22 protein-coding genes and 1 riboswitch are annotated in these 17,550 nt (G+C 47.4%); of the genes, 20 read left to right on the top strand and 2 right to left on the bottom strand.

All coding sequences use genetic code 11. From position 1 onward, the window contains the following. Nucleotides 1-11 precede the first annotated feature (11 nt). The 6 genes from DHX103_RS08740 to flgL all read left to right on the top strand — a co-directional run bounded on the left by DHX103_RS08740 (nt 12) and on the right by flgL (nt 3,877). On the top strand, nt 12-440 hold the full coding sequence (locus DHX103_RS08740; protein WP_422121907.1) for a flagellar basal body-associated FliL family protein: 429 nt from the start codon (nt 12-14) through the stop codon (nt 438-440). A gap of 158 nt (nt 441-598) precedes the next feature. Next, nucleotides 599-934, top strand: coding sequence for a flagellar protein (locus DHX103_RS08745; RefSeq protein WP_422121908.1), 336 nt, complete (start codon nt 599-601; stop codon nt 932-934). A gap of 28 nt (nt 935-962) precedes the next feature. After that, the gene (gene flgM / locus DHX103_RS08750) at nt 963-1,229 is read left to right on the top strand and encodes a flagellar biosynthesis anti-sigma factor FlgM (RefSeq protein ID WP_422121909.1); all 267 of its coding nucleotides are present in this window, start codon (nt 963-965) and stop codon (nt 1,227-1,229) included. Between the two features lie 39 nt (nt 1,230-1,268). Further along, nucleotides 1,269-1,742, top strand: coding sequence for a flagellar protein FlgN (locus DHX103_RS08755; RefSeq protein WP_422124744.1), 474 nt, complete (start codon nt 1,269-1,271; stop codon nt 1,740-1,742). Nucleotides 1,743-1,764: 22 nt separating this feature from the next. Next, entirely contained in the window at nt 1,765-3,021 is a 1,257-nt protein-coding gene (gene flgK / locus DHX103_RS08760) for a flagellar hook-associated protein FlgK (protein WP_422121910.1), read from the top strand. Between the two features lie 25 nt (nt 3,022-3,046). Beyond that, nucleotides 3,047-3,877 (top strand): flagellar hook-associated protein FlgL, encoded by an 831-nt coding sequence (gene flgL, locus DHX103_RS08765; protein WP_422121911.1) that lies wholly within the window; start codon nt 3,047-3,049, stop codon nt 3,875-3,877. A 119-nt stretch (nt 3,878-3,996) separates the two neighbouring features. Here flgL and DHX103_RS08770 read toward each other — a convergent pair whose 3' ends face one another. Beyond that, nucleotides 3,997-4,836 (bottom strand): flagellar hook-basal body protein, encoded by an 840-nt coding sequence (locus tag DHX103_RS08770; RefSeq protein ID WP_422121912.1) that lies wholly within the window; start codon nt 4,834-4,836, stop codon nt 3,997-3,999. A 16-nt stretch (nt 4,837-4,852) separates the two neighbouring features. Beyond that, the gene (locus DHX103_RS08775) at nt 4,853-5,704 is read right to left on the bottom strand and encodes a flagellar hook-basal body protein (RefSeq protein WP_422121913.1); all 852 of its coding nucleotides are present in this window, start codon (nt 5,702-5,704) and stop codon (nt 4,853-4,855) included. Nucleotides 5,705-5,915: 211 nt separating this feature from the next. After that, nucleotides 5,916-6,000: riboswitch (cyclic di-GMP riboswitch) on the top strand. Nucleotides 6,001-6,082: 82 nt separating this feature from the next. Here DHX103_RS08775 and flgB point away from each other — a divergent pair. Genes flgB through fliY form a run of 14 tightly spaced genes read left to right on the top strand, consistent with a single transcriptional unit; the run spans nt 6,083 to nt 17,545 of the window. After that, a complete protein-coding gene (gene flgB, locus DHX103_RS08780; RefSeq protein WP_422121914.1) occupies nt 6,083-6,490 on the top strand; it encodes a flagellar basal body rod protein FlgB in 408 nt (135 codons plus the stop codon). Nucleotides 6,491-6,495: 5 nt separating this feature from the next. Further along, entirely contained in the window at nt 6,496-6,951 is a 456-nt protein-coding gene (gene flgC, locus DHX103_RS08785) for a flagellar basal body rod protein FlgC (RefSeq protein ID WP_422121915.1), read from the top strand. Between the two features lie 53 nt (nt 6,952-7,004). Next, the gene (gene fliE, locus DHX103_RS08790; RefSeq protein WP_422121916.1) at nt 7,005-7,301 is read left to right on the top strand and encodes a flagellar hook-basal body complex protein FliE; all 297 of its coding nucleotides are present in this window, start codon (nt 7,005-7,007) and stop codon (nt 7,299-7,301) included. Between the two features lie 25 nt (nt 7,302-7,326). Then, nucleotides 7,327-8,964 (top strand): flagellar basal-body MS-ring/collar protein FliF, encoded by a 1,638-nt coding sequence (gene fliF, locus DHX103_RS08795; protein ID WP_422121917.1) that lies wholly within the window; start codon nt 7,327-7,329, stop codon nt 8,962-8,964. Between the two features lie 11 nt (nt 8,965-8,975). Then, the gene (gene fliG, locus DHX103_RS08800; protein WP_422121918.1) at nt 8,976-9,989 is read left to right on the top strand and encodes a flagellar motor switch protein FliG; all 1,014 of its coding nucleotides are present in this window, start codon (nt 8,976-8,978) and stop codon (nt 9,987-9,989) included. Beyond that, the gene (locus DHX103_RS08805) at nt 9,982-10,779 is read left to right on the top strand and encodes a FliH/SctL family protein (protein ID WP_422121919.1); all 798 of its coding nucleotides are present in this window, start codon (nt 9,982-9,984) and stop codon (nt 10,777-10,779) included. Before fliG ends, DHX103_RS08805 begins: the two co-directional genes overlap by 8 nt. Beyond that, nucleotides 10,760-12,082: a flagellar protein export ATPase FliI gene (fliI, locus tag DHX103_RS08810; RefSeq protein ID WP_422124745.1), complete on the top strand. Its 1,323-nt coding sequence runs from the start codon at nt 10,760-10,762 to the stop codon at nt 12,080-12,082. The genes DHX103_RS08805 and fliI overlap by 20 nt, the downstream gene beginning before the upstream one ends. Further along, complete coding sequence (fliJ, locus tag DHX103_RS08815) at nt 12,079-12,546, top strand: flagellar export protein FliJ (RefSeq protein WP_422121920.1); 468 nt, start codon at nt 12,079-12,081, stop codon at nt 12,544-12,546. Before fliI ends, fliJ begins: the two co-directional genes overlap by 4 nt. A 32-nt stretch (nt 12,547-12,578) precedes the next feature. After that, the gene (locus tag DHX103_RS08820) at nt 12,579-13,892 is read left to right on the top strand and encodes a flagellar hook-length control protein FliK (protein WP_422121921.1); all 1,314 of its coding nucleotides are present in this window, start codon (nt 12,579-12,581) and stop codon (nt 13,890-13,892) included. Nucleotides 13,893-13,911: 19 nt separating this feature from the next. Next, nucleotides 13,912-14,379: a flagellar hook assembly protein FlgD gene (gene flgD, locus DHX103_RS08825; RefSeq protein ID WP_422121922.1), complete on the top strand. Its 468-nt coding sequence runs from the start codon at nt 13,912-13,914 to the stop codon at nt 14,377-14,379. Nucleotides 14,380-14,421: 42 nt separating this feature from the next. Then, a complete protein-coding gene (locus tag DHX103_RS08830) occupies nt 14,422-15,225 on the top strand; it encodes a flagellar hook-basal body complex protein (protein WP_422121923.1) in 804 nt (267 codons plus the stop codon). Between the two features lie 53 nt (nt 15,226-15,278). After that, complete coding sequence (locus tag DHX103_RS08835) at nt 15,279-15,494, top strand: flagellar FlbD family protein (protein ID WP_422121924.1); 216 nt, start codon at nt 15,279-15,281, stop codon at nt 15,492-15,494. A gap of 13 nt (nt 15,495-15,507) precedes the next feature. Next, nucleotides 15,508-16,500 (top strand): flagellar motor switch protein FliM, encoded by a 993-nt coding sequence (fliM, locus tag DHX103_RS08840; RefSeq protein ID WP_422121925.1) that lies wholly within the window; start codon nt 15,508-15,510, stop codon nt 16,498-16,500. Further along, nucleotides 16,487-17,545, top strand: coding sequence for a flagellar motor switch phosphatase FliY (gene fliY, locus DHX103_RS08845; RefSeq protein WP_422121926.1), 1,059 nt, complete (start codon nt 16,487-16,489; stop codon nt 17,543-17,545). Before fliM ends, fliY begins: the two co-directional genes overlap by 14 nt. Nucleotides 17,546-17,550: the final 5 nt, after the last annotated feature.

A 17,550-nucleotide genomic window follows, 5' to 3' on the forward strand; every position in this document is an offset into this window, starting at 1 on the left:
CGAGGTGTATTATGGGGAAATTAAAGATATTGATTATTTTGGTATTGGTAGTGGCTTCTGCGGGAGCCGGGGCTTTCTTTTTCCTGGGGAAAGACGCAGAAGGTTCTTCTGACAAAGAGGAGAAACAGCCCTCAGCTGAGGAACTGGCTGCCATGAGCATCGACACGGATATCATTACGACGAATCTGGCTTCACCGAATTTCGGCATTGTGCAGTTCAATATTTTATTGGACAGTGAAAAAGCGAAAGAAGAGGCCGAGAAGCGGACGCCGGAAGTGCGCGCTGCTGTCATTTCAACGGTTGCCGGATTTACGAAAGAGGAATTGGTCGGAGCGGATGGCATTGCCACCCTTGAAGCGCAATTGAAAGAGAAGTTGGCGGACATTATGCAAACCGGAAAAGTGGAGCGGGTATTGGTCACTGAATTTAAGGTGCAATAATCGAAAAAACGCTAAACAACACGAGAAATATGCCGATACATACTTTATAAAGGAAATAGGTGAGCGTTATGCAGTCAGATCGGTTAGCTAACTGTACAATTTGCGGGAAGTTATATTTAAGAGACCACACGAATTGTTGTTTGGACTGCTACAAAGAGATGGAGAAAGAATTTAAAGTCGTCAACGATTTCCTGAAAATCGATGACAATCGCTTTGCTTCCATAGAAGAAGTCAGTAAGTTCACGGAAGTTGCGGAAAAACGGATTGCGGATTTTATTCGCGATGGCCGAATCTTCGTCGAGGACTACCCGAATCTGGGTTACGGCTGTGCGCATTGTGGTAAGCTTATCCAACGGCAAATGCTGTGCACGGGCTGCTTTGAGGAGTTTAATGATGAGGTCAACAAAACACTGAGGGCGGAAAAGTTTCTTGAAGGTATGAACAAATCGGAAGAAACCACTCAGACGCCAAGATATTGGAAATTAAAAAAATAAAAATTAGAAAAGACGGGGCGGTGAAGGAATGAATATCGATAAAACAAACGGTTCTTCCTTTATTCAATCTTACCAAAAGCAAATGCAGGTTTCGAAAGTGGATAAAACAAAGGCGTTGCAGAAGGAAGATCAATTGCAAATTTCAAGTGAGGCCAAGCAGATGTATGAAAGCAAAGCCGACATTGAGCGTCACGAAAAGATTCAGGCGTTGAAAGCCCAGGTGCAATCCGGGGAATATCAGGTAAGCAATGAAAAAGTGGCAGATAAGATGTTTGATTTCTGGTACGGAAAATAAAACGGTTCGTTAAAAGGAGGGTGTCGGATATTGAATGCAATGGTCACGGCACTGGATGGATTGATAACTGTGCAACAAGGGCTCATCATTTGCGCGGACAACAAAAAAGCGGCATTGATCCAGCGCAGCGTTGAAGATTTAAACCGCATTACAATAGAAGAAAAGAAGCTGGTCAAACAGCTCGAACAAGTGGAACAGGAACGGATGGCAGTGATGGAAAGCGCTCTGCAGGACCAGCCGGCAGCAAGCTTCCAGTCATTTCTTGAAGGGGTTCCCGGTGAACAGGAAAGACACAAGCTCGAATTTCAATTGAAAACATTACAGGAGCTCACTGCGGAATTGCAGGCGAAAAATAGGGTCAATGACCGCCTGCTGAAAGATTCCATGGGCTTTGTTCAACATATGATCGACCAGATCACCCAATCACAACAGCAGCAATTCAATTACCAATCACCGATGGGGCAAAAGAAATCACAAACAGGCAACCGCGGCTTTTTCGATACAAAAGCCTGAGGGGCAGAAGGAAGGGAAACACATGGTTTCAACATTTCACGGATTAGAGACTGGAAAACGCGCCTTGAGCGTCGGGCAGGCAAGCATTGCGACGACCGGCCATAATATCGCCAACGCCAATACAAAAGGCTATTCGCGTCAGCAGGTGAACCAGAGCACATCGCCTTCACTGGATGTCTGGACGAACTCAACGAACCCCGGCCAACTCGGCTCCGGCGTCTCCATCGACTCGATCACACGTGTAAGAGACCGTTTCCTGGACAATCAACATCGTGATCAATCGGCAACATTGGGCGACGCGCAGGCGAAGCAGGCAACGTTTGAGCGTTTGGAAACGATTATTAATGAACCGAGCGATGCCGGCTTGAATGCGGTGATGGATCAGCTGACAAATGCCTGGCAGGATCTTGAGAATAATCCCGACAGCGTTTCTGCACAGGCGGTATTGAAACAGCGTGCGCAGGAATTTTTGGAAGTTTCCCAAGCGATGGACAGCTCGATGACAAATGTGAAAGTGGACCTTGGCCAGCAGAAAACAGCTGCTATCGATGATGCCAATCGCTATTTGGAACAGATTGCTCAATTGAACGATACGATCGTTCGCGGCGGCAACGGGTCGAATGATTTAAAGGATCAGCGTGATGTGCTGATTGAAAAATTATCGTCGCTCGCTCCAATCAAAGTCGAAGCACAGGCAAACGGTTCTTATACGGTCAACCTGGTTCAAAAAGATGGAGCGCAAGTTGCCCTAGTTACCGGCACAACCGTTAATAAGATGGACGATGCTACTGAAGTAGACGGCGGGAAAATTGGCGGCCTTCAGGCATCCATTGAGAAAGTGGAAGAATATCAAAATGGTGACGGAACAAACGGCCAGGTAAAAGGTTTGACGGGCATTACTCAGGCTTTTATTGACGCCAATAATAATAGCGTCAACGGCGATAAATTATTCAATGCGGACAACACCGTTAATTTTAATGGGAATATTACGGAAGTACCGCCAAACTTGAAAGCCGAGACAGGCGCGGTTAAATCCGATTACCAGGAACTCGTCAGTGTGTTGGGAGCTCAGAGTCAATCGGCAAGCCGTTCAACAGCCAATTTCGAAGCGACATTGCAGGCGACGGAAAATCGCCGTCAGTCGGTGTCAGGCGTTTCCCTCGATGAGGAAATGGCCAACTTGGTTAAATTCCAGCATTCATACAGCGCCGCAGCTCGGCTGATATCAACAACGGATCAGATGCTTGATACGATTATTAACCGGATGGCTGCACGTTAATAATCGGTAATGGGAGGAAAACACGATGAGAATTTCACATCAGATGCTGCACCAAAACTCAGTGGCCAATATGAATAATACGATGGGCCGTTTCCAAAAAGCGTATAACGAAGCGTTGACCGGCAAACAGCTGACAAAACCTTCCGATGACCCGCATGGCGCGAGCAAAGCGATGGAGCTGAAAAGTGCGCTGGCAACAAATGAGCAATACGAGCGCAACACCGGCGAAGCGAAATTATGGCTGGATGAAACGGATCATACGGTCAACGAAATGGTCAACGTCATGCAGCGCGTCCGTGAACTGGCGGTCAAAGGAAACAATGAAACGTTGACAGCCGAAGACCGGGGAGCGGTTGCCAGTGAAGTGGAAGAGCTGACGCAGCAGCTTCGACAGTTCGCGGATTCGAAAGTGAACGGCGCGGATTTATTCACGAAGCCGGATGCTGATGGTAACTCAACAGCCAAAACGATGACCGTTGCCGGGGGATTGAATATCAAGGTCAATGCGACTGAAGAAGATTTGCTTGGCCCGGACAGTGAATTGATCACGACTTTAGAAACTTTATCAGCTGGATTGCGCAATGGTGAGGCTATGGATCTGGATACAATCGATGAAGGAGTGGATCGCTTACTGACCATTTCTGCCGAAGTCGGTGCCAGAACCAACCGCGTGGAATCGGCGGAAAACCGCATGTTCGACAATACGCTGCAATTGAAAACGATGTTGTCGAGTCTGACGGACGTCGACATGGCCGAAGCGATCACGAAGCTGAAAAGCGAAGAAAGCGTCTACCAGGCGAGCCTTTCCGCTTCAGCTAAAATTATTCAACCGAGTTTGATGGACTTTTTGAGATAATCAATAAGAGAAGGAGCGTTGCCGATATGGCGACGCTCCTTTTTTGTGGTTTTTGGGGGAGTTGGGCATAAATCAAAAAAAGCGGATTCCCCGATGCTTCGGGGAATCCGCTTTAATTTTTATCCTCTGATGGTATTCACCAATCCGCGCATATCATCGGCGAATGAAATCGCTTTTGACTGGGATTGCAGCAAGCGCTGGGTGGCGATCAATTCGGTCATTTCGTTGGTCATGTCGACATTGGACATTTCGAGTGCGCCTTGGCTGACTCGGATCTGGCCGTCGTTGCCGTCAGCGAGATTCAAAACCTGCAAAGTTCCGGTGGCGACTTGTTCGGCTTCGTCGCCGGGCAACTCATAAAGATTGCTGCCGGTTTTTTGCAGAAGGTCCGGCCGGCCGATTTCCGCGATGCTCAATTGGAACACATCCGCCGGTTTACCGGCTGTTTTATAAGTGACTTCGAGCGTGCCGTTTGCATTGGCGGTGATGGTGTCGTAATCATTATCAAACGAAATCGGCTGATTGTTCGCGCCAAGCACACTATCGCCATTCGATGTCACCAGGTTCAGCTGATTGGCGGCTGCATCCGTCTCCAATTGGAATGAACCGTTTTTGGTGTAATAGGCATTGCCTTCAGATTCCACGCGGAAGTATCCGCTTTCGCCCATGATCATGAAATCGAGTTCGCGGCCGGTTTGAATGGCAGAGCCCTGGTTGGTGCGCAGCGCGATTTGGGAAACGGTTGCGCCTGCGCCGACGCGGATGCCATTTGGCGTTTGGCGTCCGACTTCATGCGGACCCGCCTGTTTTTCGAACGACTGGACAAGGGCATCAGCGAAATTCGCTTCCTGCCGTTTGTATCCTGTCGTATTAACGTTGGAAATGTTATTGGCGATGGTGTCGATTTTTTTCTGCAATTCGCGCATAGAGGAAGCCGCGGCATTCATTTGGATATTCATTTGTTAGCGCCTCCTCTTATACTCGGCCGATTTCATTGACTGCTTTTTCCATACTGCGGTCATAGGCCTGTATTATTTTTTGATTTGATTCGAATCCACGATACGTTTTCATCATATCGGTCATCGTCTGGGTCAGATCGACATTCGATTGTTCTACGTATCCTTGTTGGATAAGAGCACCGGGGTTGCCGATGCCGGCAAGTTGGATGTCGACTGGAGCTTCAGCCGGATCGCCGGCCCAGCGCAAAAGGTTCTGTCCTTCTTTGATAAATTGTTGCGGATTTTCAGTATAAGATAAAAATAGGGAATTATTTACAGTCCCATCGTCCGAAGTAATTTCACCGTTCCCGTTGATTGTAAAATCAGTGGAATTGACCTGTATAGGCTGTAAGTCTTGTCCTAAAACATTGAAGCCTTCCGCCGTGGTCAGGAATCCGGCATCGTCAACGGTAAATTGCCCGTTCTGCGTGTAGCGGATTTCATCGTTCGGAAGAGCGACGGCAAAGCTTACAGCGCCTTGCTGTCCCGTTTCAGGATTTACCGGAAGCGAAGAGCTGAGCAGGGCCAGGTCGGTTGAATTGCCCGTATTTTTTAGAGCGCCCTGCGCAAATGAAGGGATTCCTTCCTGTGTATAAACGCCTGCATGAAGTGAACCGATCTGTTTTTGTGTAGCTGGAAGTTTCGAGCCTCCAACAGTTGTTCCGCCGGTTTCCATCGCTTTAATCAATTGGGCAGGAAATGCGCGCATCACGGTCTGGTCTTTTTTGAAACCGGGAGTGGATGCGTTTGCCAGGTTGTTTGTCAGCACTTGCTGTTGCCTGTTATTCGCCATCATCCCTGATGTAGCAGTGTATAATCCACGAAACATAGAGTACCCTCTTCCTCTCGAGAAAATAAGATTTATATGCTTAAGCATAACATTTAATTGACAATAATGAAAGAGTATTGGAAAATAAAACCAATAAAAATTTTTTAATCAAAAATATACAATTTTTTATTTGTGTGTTACTATATCTTGGAACATAAATTCTAAAATGTGAGAAAAGTATGAGTTTAAAAGTACAAAGTAATATAACCGATCTTGAAAAAGGCAAACTTTTCCAAAGAAAAGGACGCAAAACCACGGGCCTAAGTATCCAGGTATATGGCAGCCGGGTCGCCAAAAGATGGGAGCTGAGAAGCTTGTCCACCTTTATTGAAGGTGGATTTTTATTTGTTTGAATAAATACTTACATATAGAGGAGGAATGAAATTGAATCTTATTTCACCCACAATCCAATCGCTGGAACAGGCTTTGTCCACTTCCGCACTGAAGCAGCAAACACATTCGGCAAATATTGCAAATGTCGATACGCCAGGCTATAAAAGCAAGCAGGTCAATTTTGAAACGGCTTTGAAAAATGCGGCGGACAAGCAAGCGATGTCGAGTTACAAGACCGATCCCAAACATATTTCATTCAGCAATGAATCATCCCAATTCGATCCCCGTGTCACCGTGAATGAAAACACGGAGTACAAAATTAACGGCAATAACGTCGACATGGATGTTGAAATGTCGGAATTGGCGAAGAACCAGCTTCTATATAATGCAGTGACCGACAGGATCAGCGGGAAATTCCGCAGCCTGAGTTCTGTCATCAGCGGAGGGAGATAATTCGTATGAGCTTATTCAATGGTTTTGATATCAGTGCATCCGGCCTGACCGCCAACCGTCTGCGGATGGATGTTGTGTCTTCGAATATCGCGAACGCGGAAACGACCCGGTCACAAATTGTCAACGGCGAATGGACGCCGTATCGACGAAAGACGGTCGAATTGACGCAAACTGGCGTGTCGCCGTTTGAGCAGAAATTACAGACGATGATGGGCAATGGCAATAATGCCGTGTCGGGGGTGTCGGTCTCGCGAATCAAAGATGATAACGCGCCTTTCACGTTAAATTACGACCCGAGCCATCCGGATGCCGATGACAACGGCTATGTGCAGCTGCCAAATGTCGACCCGATCAAGGAAATGGTCGACTTGATGTCGGCAACGCGTTCATATGAAGCAAACGTCACGGCGCTGAACGCCTCAAAGAGCATGTTTATGAAATCACTTGAGATAGGGAAGTAATTACTTGAATTTAATATCGATTATCTTTATAGAAACAACCGGGGGGAAAATATATGAATCCGATAAATCAGATACAGACACCATTTATACAGGGGCTGAACAACCCGATTGTGAAACCGGAAAACAAAGTGGAAGGTTTCGGTGAAATCTTCAAACAGGCATTGCAGGAAGTTAATCAGGCACAAAAAGCATCCGACGTTCAGACGACTGGTTTGGCAACAGGGCAGGTTGAGAATATCCATGAAGTGATGGTAGCTGCTGAGAAAGCGAGCATTTCATTGGAACTGACCATGCAAGTTCGCAATAAAGTCGTGGAAGCTTACCAGGAAGTTATGAGAATGCAAGTATGATTCTGGCAAATAGGATGAGTGATCGATGAAAGAGAAGTTTACAGCTTATAAAACCAAAATCAGTGAGTCCTGGGGGAATATTTCTCCCAAGATAAAGTGGACGATTATCGGATCGTTTTTTGTTACTTTTCTGCTCCTGCTTGTTTTCGTATTTCTGGGTTCCAGATCGGATATGACGCCGTTGTATACGAATCTGTCACCGGCAGAAACGGGCGAAATCAAGTTGGCAATTGAAGAACAGGGGATTCTCGCGGAAGTTTCCGGCGACGGTAAAACCATCAGCGTGCCTGCTGAAGAAGTGGCAAACTTGAAAGTCAGTTTGGCTGCCGAAGGAATTCCGAAAAACGGCAATGTGAATTACAGTATTTTCAGTGATAATATGGGCCTCGGTATGACGGATCGGCATTTTGACGTTGTTGAACGCGACGCGATGCAAAACGAGTTGGCGATGTTGATTCGCCAGATTGACGGTGTCGCTGATGCCAATGTCATGATTACGCTGCCGAAAGAAAATGTGTGGCTGACGGATGATGAGCAGGTTGCGACAGCTTCTGTCGTTATTCAGGGAGAGCCGACATTTCAATTGGATCAGAAGCAAGTCAATGGTTTATACCATCTAATCAGCAAGAGTGTTCCGAGTCTACCGTCTGATCAAATAGTTATCATGGATCAAAACGGCCAGACTTTCACAATGGAAGATGAAACGCCTGTAGATACTGCGTTGTCTGTCTACCAGCAGCAGCGAGACATCAAACAGGATATTGAAAAAGATATTCAACGGGAATTGCAGCAGATGCTTGGTTTATTGCTGGGGCAAGATAAAGTGGTCGTGTCGGTAATGGCCAGCGTGGATTTCACTAAAGAAAAACGTGAAGAACACTTAGTGGAACCGGTCAATGAAGAGACTGGTGAAGGCATCGACATCAGTGTGGAACGGATTGTGGAAACCTATTCCAGTGAAGGGGCAACGATTGAAGACGTAGTTGGCGCAGGGGAAACAGAAATTGCCAATTACCCTGCTGCCGGATTGGGCGGAAACAGCGAATCGGAAAGAACGGAAGAGCGGATAAACCGCGAAGTCAATCGGATTCATCGCCAAATCGAGCTCAGCCCTTATGTGATCGATGATATTACGATCAATGTTGGCGTTGAACCTCCTGTTCCAGGGAATCCGGAAAGCCTGACGCTTGAAACTGTGGGCGACATCCAGAATTTACTCGGCAATACAGTCAGTGCGGCTTTGAGCATGAATGGTGCGGAAGTCAATAATCTGGAATTGGAAGATCGCATTTCGGTATTTGCTACAGAGTTCCAGGGCAAACCGGTGATTGAAGAACTGGATCCGATCAATAATTGGTTCGGTGAAATGCCAAATGGCCTCCTATTGATTGCGGGAGCGGCCGTTGCGTTAATTTTGATAATCGGCAGCCTGATTTTTGTACTAATGAGAAGAAAACGTGAAGTGGTAGAAGAAGATTACGGGTTTGATATGTTCGAACAGCCTGTAAGTCCGGTGGGGTCATCGGAAGAAGAAGAGAAAGAAATCGACCTTTCGGAATTCGATACAAAGTCGAATCCAAAGCGACGGACGATCGAAAAGCTGGCAAAAGGGCGTCCGGAAGATTTCACGAAATTATTGCGTACTTGGATGTCGGAGGATTAGGAGTGTGAACTGTGGTTAAAAGTGCAAAAGAGTTGACCGGTATACAGAAAGTAGCTGTTTTGCTGGTCGGCCTTGGACCGGATGTGGCGGTTGAGATTTTTAAACAGCTGACGGAACCGGAAATCGATCAATTGACGATGGAAATTTCAAATGTTCGGCAGTTAAAAAGCAGCCAGACCGAAAAAGTGGTCGAAGAGTTTTACGAAATGATAATCGGCCAGGACTTCATGGATGAAGGCGGTCTTGAATATGCAAGAGGTATATTGGAAAAGGCGCTGGGGAAAGACCGGGCACTTGATACGATTGGCCGTTTAACAAGCAAGCTTCACGTCAAACCGTTCAACTTCGCAAGACGGGCAGATCCAAATCAACTGTTTAATATTTTGCAGCATGAGCATGCCCAGACGATTGCACTGGTGCTGTCCTATTTGGATTCGAAACAATCATCGCAGGTCATTTCTCAGCTGCCTCCGGCTAAACAGGCGGAAGTTGCCCGCAGAATCGCTTTGATGGAAAGCACGTCGCCGGATGTGATTCACCAGGTGGAGCAGATCATCGAACGCAAGCTGTCAGCTTCCGGAGCCCAGGATTATACGGCTACCGGCGGTGTTGAAGCGATTGTCCAAGTATTGAATAACGTGGACAGAGGAACGGAAAAAGCGATTCTTTCCGAGTTGGAAATTGATGATCCGGAACTGGTCGCAGAGATCAAAAAGCGGATGTTTGTGTTTGAAGACATCATTACGCTGGAAACGCGCTCGATTCAGCGCGTGATCCGCGAAGTATCGGATGCTGATTTGACATTCTCATTAAAAGTGGCAAGCGAAGAGGTCAAAGATGGCATCTTCTCAAATATGTCTGCACGCAGAGCGGAAGTTATTCGCGACGAGATCGATGTAATGGGACCTGTGAAGCTGAAAGATGTGGAAAATGCCCAGACGAATATTGTTGGGTTGGTTCGCAGTCTGGAAGAAAAAGGGGAAATTATGGTGTCTCGTGGAGATGGAGATGAGCTGATTGTCTAATATCATCCGCTATCATCACGGAAAGCCCGTTGCGGCCAAGATACTTAAGACCAAAAAGATTGAGTTCAAAAAAGTTCAGGGACCAGAGGAAGAGCAGGATCCAGAACAGCAAAAGCAATCCGTTAAGTTGGAGATCGAAGCTTTATTGGCACGGAAAGTTGAATTGGAAACGGCATTGCAGGAACAGCAGCAACAGGCACAAATCGACATCGAATCCTGGTGGGAACAAGCGCGCACAGAAGCCCAATCAGAAGCTGAACTCCTGGCGGATGTGGCGACGGCGCAAGGATTTGATGCCGGCAAACAGCAAGGCTACCAGCAAGCTGAAGAAGATTTTGCGGAAAAAAGACTCGCGATGGAAGCGCTGATCCGGGAAGCCTATACAGAAAAAGCGAAAATTGTTCAGGAAGCTGAAACCTTCCTTTTGAGTTTGAGTGTGCGCATTGCCGAACGCGTCATCAAAGAAGAGTTGGCGCAGCACGAAGAACAGCTGGTGAATATCGTCAAGCAGGCGTTAAAACATATCGAAGAAGCCGAAGACATCATCATGCAAGTGTCGCTGGACGATTATCCGATATTAGTACCCTTCCTGGAAGAGCTGAAAACTTATGTTCGGGCTGACTGCGAATTGAAAATGATACCAGTGGCCAATGTCGAGTCCGGCGGCTGTATGCTGCATACGCCGAGCGGCTCTTATGATGTCACCATCGACAGCCAGCTGGAAGAAATCAAAAAGCATTTGCTCGCTTATTGTGAGGAGAAAACAAATGATGAACCAGCGGAAAGATGAATACCTGTCGCTGATTGATGAAGTGGAACCGATTAAAAAACACGGCAAAGTGGTGCAGGTGATCGGTTTGACAATCGAATCGAAAGGCCCGAACGCCAAAATCGGTGAAATTTGTTTATTGTATCCGAATCATTACGAAAAACCGATCGAAGCGGAAGTCGTCGGATTCCGGGAAAACAAATTGATGCTCATGCCGTTGAACGATATTTCCCAGATCGGACCCGGTTGCCTGGTAGTAGCGACTGGCGTTCCACTGCAAATCAAAATTGGCCCATCGATTCTCGGAAAAGTGCTGGACGGCACGGGCAATCCGCTGGACGAAACACGATTGCCGAAAGGGCTCAAGAAATATTCGACAAACAACACACCGCCGAACCCTTTGCATCGGCCGCGAATCGACAAGCCGTTGGAAGTCGGTATCCGCGCGATTGACGGATTGCTCACGGTTGGCCAGGGCCAGCGCATCGGCGTTTTCGCCGGGAGCGGCGTCGGCAAGAGCACATTGCTCGGCATGATTGCCCGCAACACGGAAGCAGACGTCAATGTCATCGCGCTCATCGGCGAACGGGGCCGGGAAGTGCGTGACTTTATCGAACGGGACCTTGGTCCTGAAGGGTTGAAGAAATCGGTCATCATAGCGGCAACTTCAGATCAGACTCCCTTGCAGCGCATCAAAGGTGCGATGACGGCCACCACGATTGCGGAATATTTTCGGGATCAGGGCAAAAACGTCATGCTGATGATGGATTCGGTGACACGCTTTGCCATGGCGCAGCGCGAAGTGGGGCTCGCTGTCGGTGAACCGCCGACCAGCAAAGGCTACACGCCGAGTGTTTTTGCTTTATTGCCAAAATTATTGGAACGCTCGGGAACGTCGGCAAAAGGGTCGATCACGGCGTTTTACACCGTATTGGTCGACGGCGATGACATGAACGAACCGATTGCGGATGCAGTGCGCGGAATCCTGGACGGGCATATCGTCCTCGACCGCAAAATCGCGCAAAAAGGACAGTTTCCGGCGATCAATGTCATGGCCAGCGTCAGCCGCGTCATGCACGAAGTCGTTTCGCCGGAACACCAGCAGGCGGCAATCCAATTCAAAAAGATGCTGTCGGCCTATGATTCGGCCGAAGACCTGATCAATATCGGTGCCTATAAAGCTGGCGCCAATAAAGAAATCGATTTGGCAATCAGATCCTATCCGTTGATCAAAGATTATTTGCAGCAAGATATTTACGAAAACACAACGCTTGAAGCAAGTATTGAAAAATTGACAGAGCAATTTGGGGGGGCTAAGAATTGACACAATTCAATTTCCGATTTCAAAAAATCCTTGAACTGAAAGAGAATGAGAAAGGCTTTGCCCAGGTTCAAATGGCCGACGCGATAAAAAAAGAGCAAGCGGGCCATCAAAAGAGTCTGGAAATTACTGACAAACTTTCAGAAGCCGAACATCTAAAAAAAGAGAAACAGCTGAGCGGCACCAATATTGCTGAGTTGCGGATGCTGGAAATGTACATAAACCAGCTGCAGGAACAATCCACGATGACGAACCGGGAGCTGGAATTTCTTCAGGGCAATGTTTCACGGTCCCAGAATCAACTGCAGCAAAAAGCGCAGGAAGAAAAGACCTGGGGCAATTTGAAAGAGCAGGAGCTGGGCAAGTTTCAGGAAGAAAAGAAAATAGAAGAACAAAATTTCTTCGATGAATTGGCGAGCGCAAGGTTTTACCGAAAATCGAAAGCCAGTATCGCTGAAAGAGGGTGAATTCGATAACTACTATAGGTGCAATATCCACAATGACTGTAAAGCCTTCTGCTGACACGGCATCTGCCAAAACAGAAGCATTATCCACAGAAGGGGCAAAAGCTTTCTCGGTTTTGCTCAAGGCACTGGCCGATGGCGGACAGTCTGGAGAACATCAGGAAGCGGCATTGCCGAAAGCGCTGTTGAAAAAAATTGAAGACATGCTGGCCGAACTGCAAGAGCAACCGGTCGAAGAGCTTACCGAAGCGCAGCAGAAAGTCATGTCGGAATTGCTGCAACTCATCACGGTCCAGCCGGAAAGAAACGAAGGAACGATTTTGGTGGATACGGGTGGCCGCAGAAAATTCACGCCGGTTTTGCCGGATGCCCAAAAACAGGCGTTGCCTGCGGATGTGCAAGCCAAACTTGTTGAGCTTGTTCAAAAGTTGAATGATATTATGCCGGAATCATCAGCCACGGGTAATAAGAAATTCGATCTCTCTTCATCGGTTATGGGGGTCGAAGGCAAAGCAATCGCTTTGAATGCTGAAAAAATTGTGGAAATCACGAATAAAATTCTGGAATTTACGGCAACACTTGCCGCGAGTGAGAAAAAAGTGGCGGACAAAGTCGGAGTGGTACCCGTACCCGAAGCAGAGAAACAAATGAAAATCACTGCAGATGGAAAAACGATTACTGCCGATGAACCGGAAGCGGTAAAAGCGCAGACCTCTGCAACTGTTGTCACTGCGGCTCGAAGTGACGGAGGACAGCAACAGGAAGCTTCACAGCAGGATGACAGCAACCAGAAAGGGACGCAACCTATAGCTTCCGCAGAATCAGCGAAACCGGCAGCAGCTACAACGCAACCGGCGCAGACTCCGGTGGTGCGGATGAATAACCTGACCGAAGAGTTGGGTGAAGTCTTCAAAAACTCGCTGCGCATGACTGTAAATGGCGAAAGCACACAGATCAAAGTGAATATTTCACCAGACAATTTAGGGCATCTGGATATTCGCCTGACGGAAAAGAATGGGAAAATTGCTGCACAAATCTTCACGAGCAGTTTGGCGGCAAAAGATGCGATCGATCTGCAGCTGAATCAGCTGCGCAATACATTGGTCCAGCAAGGGCTGACCGTTGAGAAAATCGAAGTCGTTCAAAACAATTCCCAGCAATCGCTCGATCAGCAGAATGCACAAGCCGAACGGCGTTTCCAACAGCAGCAGCAACAGCAGCAGCAACAGCAGCAGCGACAGAATTCCACGGGACGCGACAACAACGGCTATCAGCAAAGTGAAGAAAAAGCAGCAGTGGAGCGTAATCACCAAGGTACAGGCGTGATGAAAGTGGATTACACAGTTTAAACAGAAAAGAGGTGTTCGGATGAACGTTACGAGTACAACCGCCGCTAACACAACGGGCGGTATAGCTGCAAAAACAGAAGATCAACAAAACTCGCTTGGCCAGGATGCATTCCTGAAAATCCTCGTCACGCAGATGAAACATCAGGATCCGATGGAACCCTTGAAAGATACTGAATTTATTGGCCAGATGGCCCAGTTCACCAGTTTGGAACAGCTGACGAACCTCAACAAGACGATGACGCAATTCGTTGGTAATTCCAGCAATCAAACCCTGGCGGATCACGCGAACTTGATCGGCACATCGGTAGACTGGTCGCATGAAATCGATGGCCAGATGGAGTCAGGACAGGGAGTCGTAAAAGCTTTATCGAGCAAAAACGGTGAACTGACAATCGAACTTCTCGACAGCGGAACGAAAATCCCGCTCACAGCGATCAACCGGATTGAAATGAATACAGAAACAAAAAGCGATAACGAGATTGTCTGATTCCTTCGGGAATACGGGCACTACTTGAAAGGGGAAATTTAAATGTTACGTTCAATGTATGCGGGTGTGTCAGGTATGAAAGGTTTCCAAACGAAACTGGATGTTATCGGTAATAATATTGCCAACGTCAATACGATCGGCTACAAAAAAAGCACGATCAACTTCCAGGATCTCTTGAGCCAGAATATGTCCGGTGGCGGCGCTAATCCGATGCAAGTCGGTCTCGGTTCGCAAACAGGGGCGATTAATGTGAATCATAACCCTGGGTCTTCAATGACTACTGGAGTTGGGACGGATGTTGCGATTATGGGCGACGGATTCTTCATTGTGCAGGATCCGGATGCTGCAGGACAGGATGGCCAATACTTGACGCGTGCCGGTAATTTTACGGTAACGGAAGATGGACGTCTTGTTACTTCGCAAGGATTTAACGTGCTTGGTTTTCCTGATGGAGGAGGAGCAGCTGCTCCAATTACAATCGATCAGGCAACATATAATTCATTCAGCATTAATCGGACAGGCGAAGTCATTGGGAAAGAACCTAATGGCGATGAGACAGTTCTTTTTGATCTTGCCATTTCAAATCCGGAAAATCCGACAGGCCTAAGCAAATTTGGCGGTTCGCTGTATGAAATGACCGGAATGGCCAGTGCAGATGGCATTAACCCTCAAACGGTAGTAGGTGCAAACACATCTGTTTCAGCCGGTATGCTCGAAATGTCAAACGTTGACCTAACGGAAGAGTTCACGGAAATGATCATCGCGCAACGTGGCTTCCAGGCAAACTCACGCACAATCACAACTTCTGATGAAATCCTTCAAGAAGTTGTCAACTTGAAACGATAATAAAGGAGGGGCGGCCTGAGGGAAGGTGAACTTCCCTCGATAGGCGCTTATAAATGATCCTATTGACGAAATTAAACCAAACGCCGTTTACCTTGAATGCAGTTTATATCGAAAGAGTCGAAGCTACACCGGATACAGTGGTGACGCTGGTGTCGGGGAAAAAGATTCATGTGCTGGAGCCGGTCTCGGAAGTCATGGATAAAGTGACAGCTTATTACCAGCAGATCAATATTTTGCCGACTGCCCAAAAGCCCGATCCGATGGAATGAGGAGGAAACATCCATGGTAGAACATTTAACAGACGAAAATATAGATGCCATTCTTTCTTCCATAAAAAAAGAAAACCCTGTGCCTTATAAGTTCGGCAAAGAGCGGCCAGTGAATAATTACGATTTCAAAAAAGCGCTGCGATTTTCACAGGACCAGATCCGAACATTGACGCGGATCCATGAAAATTTTGCACGCTTGCTGACTTCTTATTTTTCCACACAACTGCGGACATACGTCCAGCTCTCGGTTACGGGAGTGGAGCAATATTCGTATGAAGAATTCATCCAGAATATCGAGAAAAATTCCTTGCTTGGCGTGTTTGAAGCAAACCCCTTACCCGGCAGCATGGTGATGGAATTTTCACCGGCTGTTGCGTACATCATGTTTGAGCGCCTGCTCGGCGGACAGGGAAATACATTGCATAAAACAAGTGATTTGACAGAAATCGAAACGGCCATCATTGAACGGGTTTTCATCAAGGCGCTGGAATGCTTCCAGGAAGCCTGGGGATCGGTGATCCGTTTATCGCCTTCATTGAAGGAGATAGAAGTGAACCCGCAATTCCTGACGATGTCGCCACCAAATGAAACGGTCATTATGGTGTCGCTTCAAACGAAAATCGGTGAGGTGGAAGGGGTCATCAATCTCTGCCTGCCTCATCTGGTGTTGGAAAAAGTGCTGCCGAAACTATCAGCGCGGCATTGGCTCGCGAATCAGACAAAAACGAAAGAAACTCACGAAGTGGCTGCTTTGGAGAAGAAACTTCAAGGCGCGAAAATGAGTGTACAAGCAGTTCTAGGCCAATCTTCGATCGATATCGAAGATTTTCTGAACTTGAAAAATGGCGATGTGATCCGTTTACGCGAATCCTATACGGATCCGGTGACGGTGCTCGTTGATGAGAAGCAGAAGTTTTATGCTCAAGCCGGTGTTTCCAAAGGCCGTCTGGCGGTACAAATTACGGAAGTTCAAACGCAGGAGGATGGCAGCGATGGTACCTGGTAATTTGTCTTCAGATGAAGTAAACGGCTTATTGAACCGGAGTGAGAAGGAGGTAAAGAAAATGGCAAACACGTCACTTTCCACAATCGAAAGCGAAGCATTGACTGAATTATTCAGCGTGGCTCTTGGCAGCTCTTCGGCTGTCCTATCCTCATTGCTGTCAGACCAGGTGACGATGAGCGCACCGAAATTGGCAGTGAAACCGAAAGCGGAGATGATGGCAAAAACACAGGCACCATTCTTCGTGCTGCTCGGCGAATACACCGGCGACGTCTCCGGCATCCAATTTGTTTCGGTGAATAAAGACCAGGTGCAGAAACTGGCCGCGATGGTGGATCCCGAAAGCACCGCTGAAGATATGGAACGGCAATTTGAAATCCTGCAGGACATTATGCAGCAGATGTATGCATCTGTGTCCCAGACATTCTCTGCTTTATTGGAATCGGAAATTTCCCATTCCTTATCCGGTATGGACATGGTGGAGCAGCGGGAGGATTTTCCGGCAGCGAATTTTACAAAGGAAGAATGGTTTGTCGAAGCCGCGTTTCAATTGAAGGCGCAAAACGGACGGCATGCGACATTCCATATGTGCATTCCGGTGCGTTTAGCAAAACAAATGGCGGGAATCTTGACCGATTCCGGTAATGAGGAAGAGCTGGAGGAGACACAAGATATGCAATTTGACTCAAACAATGAGCACAGTAAAAAAGAACAACCGGCTTCATCTCCAAACATCCAACCGGTGCAATTTTCAAGTTTCGAGGAATCCGCTGCACCCAATACCGGACCGAATAACTTAAGTATGCTGATGGATATTCCGCTTCAGGTAACAGTGGAGCTGGGGCGCACAAAACGGACAGTCAAAGAAATTCTGGGTGTTTCTCAGGGATCAATCATCGAACTCGACAAACTGGCGGGTGAACCGGTCGATATTTTGGTCAACAACAAATTGATTGCCGTGGGTGAAGTTGTGGTCATCGATGAAAACTTCGGGGTCCGCGTTACCGATATCCTGTCTACAGAAGAACGTATCTCGAAGCTTCGCTAATACCT

This window comes from Planococcus daihaiensis (assembly GCF_049262615.1).
Lineage (GTDB): Bacteria > Bacillota > Bacilli > Bacillales_A > Planococcaceae > Planococcus.